Source organism: Methylomagnum sp. (assembly GCF_054333355.1).
In genome coordinates this window covers 1-4,835 of sequence record NZ_JBTEKS010000340.1, presented here as the reverse complement: position 1 = coordinate 4,835, position 4,835 = coordinate 1, and the positions used below count along the sequence as shown (strand labels likewise).

Sequence of the window (4,835 nt, the reverse complement as noted above, 5' to 3'; positions counted from 1 at the left end):
GTCGGGCACGAGTACATGCCCGACCTACGCGAAGGCGTATTCCCACTATTCGCACAACCATAAACCAAGCTCAAGCGGCCCGGCATACGTCATTTGACTGATGAGTCAGATGACTGATTGTGGCGATCTCCCCCTGAAATTTTAATGGCCCCGTCTTCGCCATCATCCAAAAGTAGGGGTTATAAACACCATGAGCCACCACAACTCATCACGCCGGGGGAAACATCTCGCCGCGCTATTGCCAGCGGCGCTACTGACCGCCGCCACGGCCTATTCGCCCACCTCCCAGGCGGGCGCGACCTTCAAAATCGACGATACCAAATGGATCAGCATCGGCGCGGGTCTCCGCACCAGCTTCAGCGCCACCGAACGGTCGGCGCCCAGCGGAGAGAAGTGGTCCAACGACTTCAACCTGGACAATATCCGCCTCTACCTCAACGCTCAGATTCACAAATACCTCAAGCTGGAATTCAACACCGATTGCCAGACCTGCGGCAACGGCGGCGAAATGCGCATCCTCGACGCCATCGCCAAGGTCGAGTACGACCCGCTGATTAACCTGTGGATGGGCCGCATGTTGGTCCCCGCCGAGCGCCGCGAAATGAACGGTCCCTTCTACAGCGCGACCTACGGCATCTTCCGCACCGGCACGCCGTTCGAGCCATCCGACTTCAACCTGACCATCAAGTCCGACGGCACCTCCGCCGGCTCCTATGGCCGCGATGACGGCGCCACGATCTGGGGCGCGGTGTATGAAAACCGCTTCCAGTACGCGGTCGGCTTCTTCCGGGGCCTGCGCGGCGGCGCCAACAAGGACGACAACGTCCTGTACGCCCAGCGCTTCGCCTTCAACTTCCTGGATGTGGAAAAGAACCCCGGCTACTACACCTCCGGCACCTACTACGGCAAGGGCGGCGACATCTTCACCATCGGCGTTGCCAACCAGTACCAGGAGGACGGCGCGGGCACCGTGACCGATCCGGGCCAATTCCGGGGCACCACTGTGGACGTGCTGTATGAGCAGAACCTCGCGGGCGGCGACGCGGGCGTCGTGACCGTCAACGGCGAATTCAAGAACTACGGCATCACCGGCTACAGCATGGCTTCCCGTCTGGCGGGCGGTGGCTTCTCCATGTTCGAGGGCAACGCCTTCGACGTGAGCGCCATGTACCTGTTCCCCGACAAGGTGTGGATCGGCCAGTTCCAGCCCTACGTGCGCTATGTGGAGGTCATGCCGATCAACAGTTCCGACCGCAACAACTGGGAAGCCGGCGTGAACTACGTGATCGACGGCCACAACGCCCGAATTTCGGCGGTATACAACTACAGCGACATGTTCAGCAAGGGCTTGAATTATTCCAGCACGGCCTCGGGGCAGCATGACAGCTCCTTCCAGTTGGGCTTCCAGTTGCAAATCTGACCGATGCTCGTAGGTCGGGCTTTAGCCCGACCTTATCGCCTGAGCTAGGATCGGGCTAAAGCCCGACCTACAGCGGGACTGCGAACGACGCGCTTTTGCTAATCCGATACATTTCAAGAGAATCTATTTATGACTAATCAATTCAAGCACTTCCGAAAACTGGCTAGTTACGCCGCCGCCATGGGCCTGACCCTGGTGGTTTCCGCCAGCGCCCACGCCGAGGAGACCATCAAGGTGGGCATCCTGCATTCCCTGTCCGGCACCATGGCCATCAGCGAAACCACGCTGAAGGACACCATGCTCATGCTGATCGAGGAGCAGAACAAGAAGGGTGGCCTGCTGGGCAAGAAGCTGGAGCCGGTGGTCGTGGACCCGGCCTCCAACTGGCCGCTGTTCGCCGAGAAGACCCGCGAACTCCTCAGCAAGGACAAGGTGTCCGCCATCTTCGGCTGCTGGACCTCCGTGTCCCGCAAATCCGTGCTGCCGGTGGTGGAGGAACTGAATGGCCTGCTGTTCTACCCCGTGCAATACGAAGGTGAGGAATCCTCCAAGAACGTGTTCTATACCGGTGCGGCGCCCAACCAGCAGGCGATTCCGGCGGTTGATTACCTGATGAAAGACTTGAAGGTGAAGCGCTGGGTACTGGCTGGCACGGACTATGTATATCCCCGTACCACCAACAAGATTCTGGAAGCGTATTTGAAAGCCAAGGGCGTCAAGCCCGCCGACATCATGATTAATTACACGCCGTTCGGCCATTCCGACTGGCAGAGCATCGTGTCGAACATCAAGAAATTCGGCTCGACCGGCAAGAAGACGGCGGTGGTTTCCACGATCAACGGCGACGCCAACGTGCCGTTCTACAAGGAACTCGGCAACCAGGGCATCTCGGCGGAAACCATCCCGGTCGTGGCCTTCTCGGTGGGTGAGGAAGAACTGTCCGGCATCGACACCAAGCCGCTGGTTGGCCATCTCGCCGCCTGGAACTACTTCGAGAGCATCGACACCCCGGAAAACGCGGCCTTCATCAAAGAGTGGAAAGCCTTCATCAAGAATCCGAAGCGCGTGACCAACGACCCCATGGAAGCCCACTACATCGGCTTCAACATGTGGGTGAAGGCGGTGGAGAAGGCCAAGTCCACCGACACCGACGCTGTGGCGAAAGCCATCATCGGCGTGGAATACCCGAACCTGACCGGCGGCACCTCGAAGATGCTCGCCAACCATCACATCAGCAAGCCGGTGTTCATCGGCGAAATCCAGGACGACGGCCAGTTCCAGGTGGTCTGGCAGACCAAGGGCTTGGTCGATGGCGACGCCTGGTCCGACTTCCTGCCGGAATCCAAGCCCATCGTGGCCGACTGGACCGCGCCCATCAACTGCGGCAACTACAACAGCAAGACCAAGAAGTGCTCCGGTCAGAAGTACTGATTTTTCGCTCCCATGGGTTCCCTGTTCGTTGCACGGGAACATTTGAACGGGGCGCGTGAGCGCCCCTATTTTTGAGAATCCCGCTCGTTCCCACGCGCTGCGTGGGAATGCATTCGGGACGCGCTGCGTCCCGGATCACGAGCCTAATTGATTTTTGCCAATTCCCGAGCAAGGTCTTGGGGATCGGTACACGAGCAAAGGATTTCGCGGCGCGGCGCGCCTTAACTGCATTCCCACGCGGCGCGTGGGAACGAGCAATAAATGGTTGTTGTTATGAACCCAATCCCAATCAACCCGCGAAGCTGGCTCCTGGCCCTGTTGGCCGTGGTCATCCTGATCATCGGTCATCCAACCGCGCTACGAGCGGCGGGCGATCCGGTCGCCGAAGCCTTGGTCCGCCTCAAGGACGCGCCGATGGATCAACTCGGCGAAATCATCGACCAGTTCGCCGCCATCGACGACCCGCGCACCCCGAAGGCGCTGCAAGCCCTGCTCGACGGCAAGCTGTTCTACCAAAAAGCCGATGGCCGGGTGGTCACGGGCGAAACCGCCGATGATGGCTACGCCATCGCCGACGCCGCCACCGGCGAGAAGCTCGGCACGGCGGGCCGCTTCGATGTGAAGAAAATCACCCTCAACAACGCCCTGCGGACCAATCTGCGGGAAGCCATAGGCCGGCTCGAACTCAGCGCGGCGGACCCGGCGCTGCGCCTCAAAGCGGTGCAGGCCATGAGCCAATCGCCGGACGAGAAGAACGTGGCGCTGCTCCGTGCCCGGCTGGGTAAAGAAGCGGATACGAAGGTCGCCGACGCCATCCGCTTGGCGATGTCGCTGGCGGACCTCGCCAGTTCGGACAAGGCCGTCCGCATCAAGGCCATCGAGTCCTTGCAATCCCAATCCGGCTCCGATGTGGTCAACCACCTCAACGCCCTGCTGGAAAAAGACGACGAGGGCAACTACACCGAAGCGGATTCCGACGTGCGGCACACCGCCGAAGTGGCGCTCACCAAGATTCAAGCCCGGCTCCAGCTTTACGGCGCCGTCGAAACCGTGTTCTTCGGCCTGAGCCTCGGCGCGGTGCTGGTTCTCGCCGCTATTGGCCTCGCCATCACCTTCGGCGTGATGGGCATCATCAACATGGCCCACGGCGAACTGATGATGATCGGCGCCTATACCACCTACGTGGTCCAGCAACTCATGCCCAATCATTTGGGGCTGTCGATCTTCGTGGCCATCCCGGCGGCGTTCCTGATTTCCGCCCTGGTGGGCATCGCCATCGAGCGGGGCATCATCCGCTTCCTGTACGGGCGCCCGCTGGAAACCCTGCTGGCGACCTTCGGCGTGAGCCTGTTCCTGCAACAAACGGTGCGCTCGATCTTCTCGCCGCTGAACCGCAGCGTGGCGACGCCCGAATGGATGAGCGGCTCGGTGCAGATCAACGACGCGCTGTCCCTCACCCTGAACCGCTTCTACATCCTGCTGTTCTGCCTGATCGTGTTCGCCCTGCTGCTGCAAATCCTCAAGCGCACCCGGCTGGGCCTGGAAGTCCGCGCCGTGGCGCAGAACCGCTCGATGGCGAAGGCCATGGGCATTCCCACCGAGTGGGTGGACGCCATGACCTTCGGCCTGGGTTCCGGCATCGCCGGCGTGGCGGGCGTGGCCCTGAGCCAGTTGACCAACGTCGGGCCGAACCTGGGTCAGTCCTACATCGTGGATTCGTTCATGGTGGTGGTGTTCGGCGGCGTCGGCAACCTGTGGGGCACGCTGGTGGCGGGCTTCACGTTAGGGATTGCCAACAAGTTCCTCGAACCCTATTCCGGGGCTGTCTTGGCGAAAATCCTGGTGCTGGTGTTCATCATCATCTTCATTCAGAAGCGCCCGCGTGGCTTGTTCCCGCAGAAGGGCCGGGCGGCGGAAGCGTGATGATTATTGTCTTGTGGGAGTGGGGTTTTTCCCCCCACAACCAACAAAACTGGTGGGGGGG

Annotated in this window: 3 protein-coding genes; all 3 read left to right on the top strand. The window is 60.8% G+C overall.

The window, feature by feature from the left end; genetic code table 11:
• Window positions 1-190: 190 nt before the first annotated feature.
• A complete protein-coding gene (locus ACXWUF_RS18760) occupies window positions 191-1,420 on the top strand; it encodes a hypothetical protein (RefSeq protein WP_458496120.1) in 1,230 nt (409 codons plus the stop codon).
• A gap of 129 nt (window positions 1,421-1,549) precedes the next feature.
• Window positions 1,550-2,851, top strand: coding sequence for an urea ABC transporter substrate-binding protein (gene urtA / locus ACXWUF_RS18755; RefSeq protein WP_458496119.1), 1,302 nt, complete (start codon window positions 1,550-1,552; stop codon window positions 2,849-2,851).
• Between the two features lie 273 nt (window positions 2,852-3,124).
• Window positions 3,125-4,774 carry an urea ABC transporter permease subunit UrtB gene (gene urtB / locus ACXWUF_RS18750; RefSeq protein WP_458496118.1) on the top strand — a complete coding sequence of 550 codons (1,650 nt, stop codon included), beginning with the start codon at window positions 3,125-3,127 and terminating at the stop codon, window positions 4,772-4,774.
• Window positions 4,775-4,835: the final 61 nt, after the last annotated feature.

Bases quoted from the DNA above. Each gene is read 5' to 3' on its own strand.
- ACXWUF_RS18760 (WP_458496120.1), top strand. From the start codon at position 191: ATGAGCCACCACAACTCATCACGCCGGGGGAAACATCTCGCCGCGCTA.
- urtB (WP_458496118.1), top strand. From the start codon at position 3,125: ATGAACCCAATCCCAATCAACCCGCGAAGCTGGCTCCTGGCCCTGTTG.
- urtA (WP_458496119.1), top strand. From the start codon at position 1,550: ATGACTAATCAATTCAAGCACTTCCGAAAACTGGCTAGTTACGCCGCC.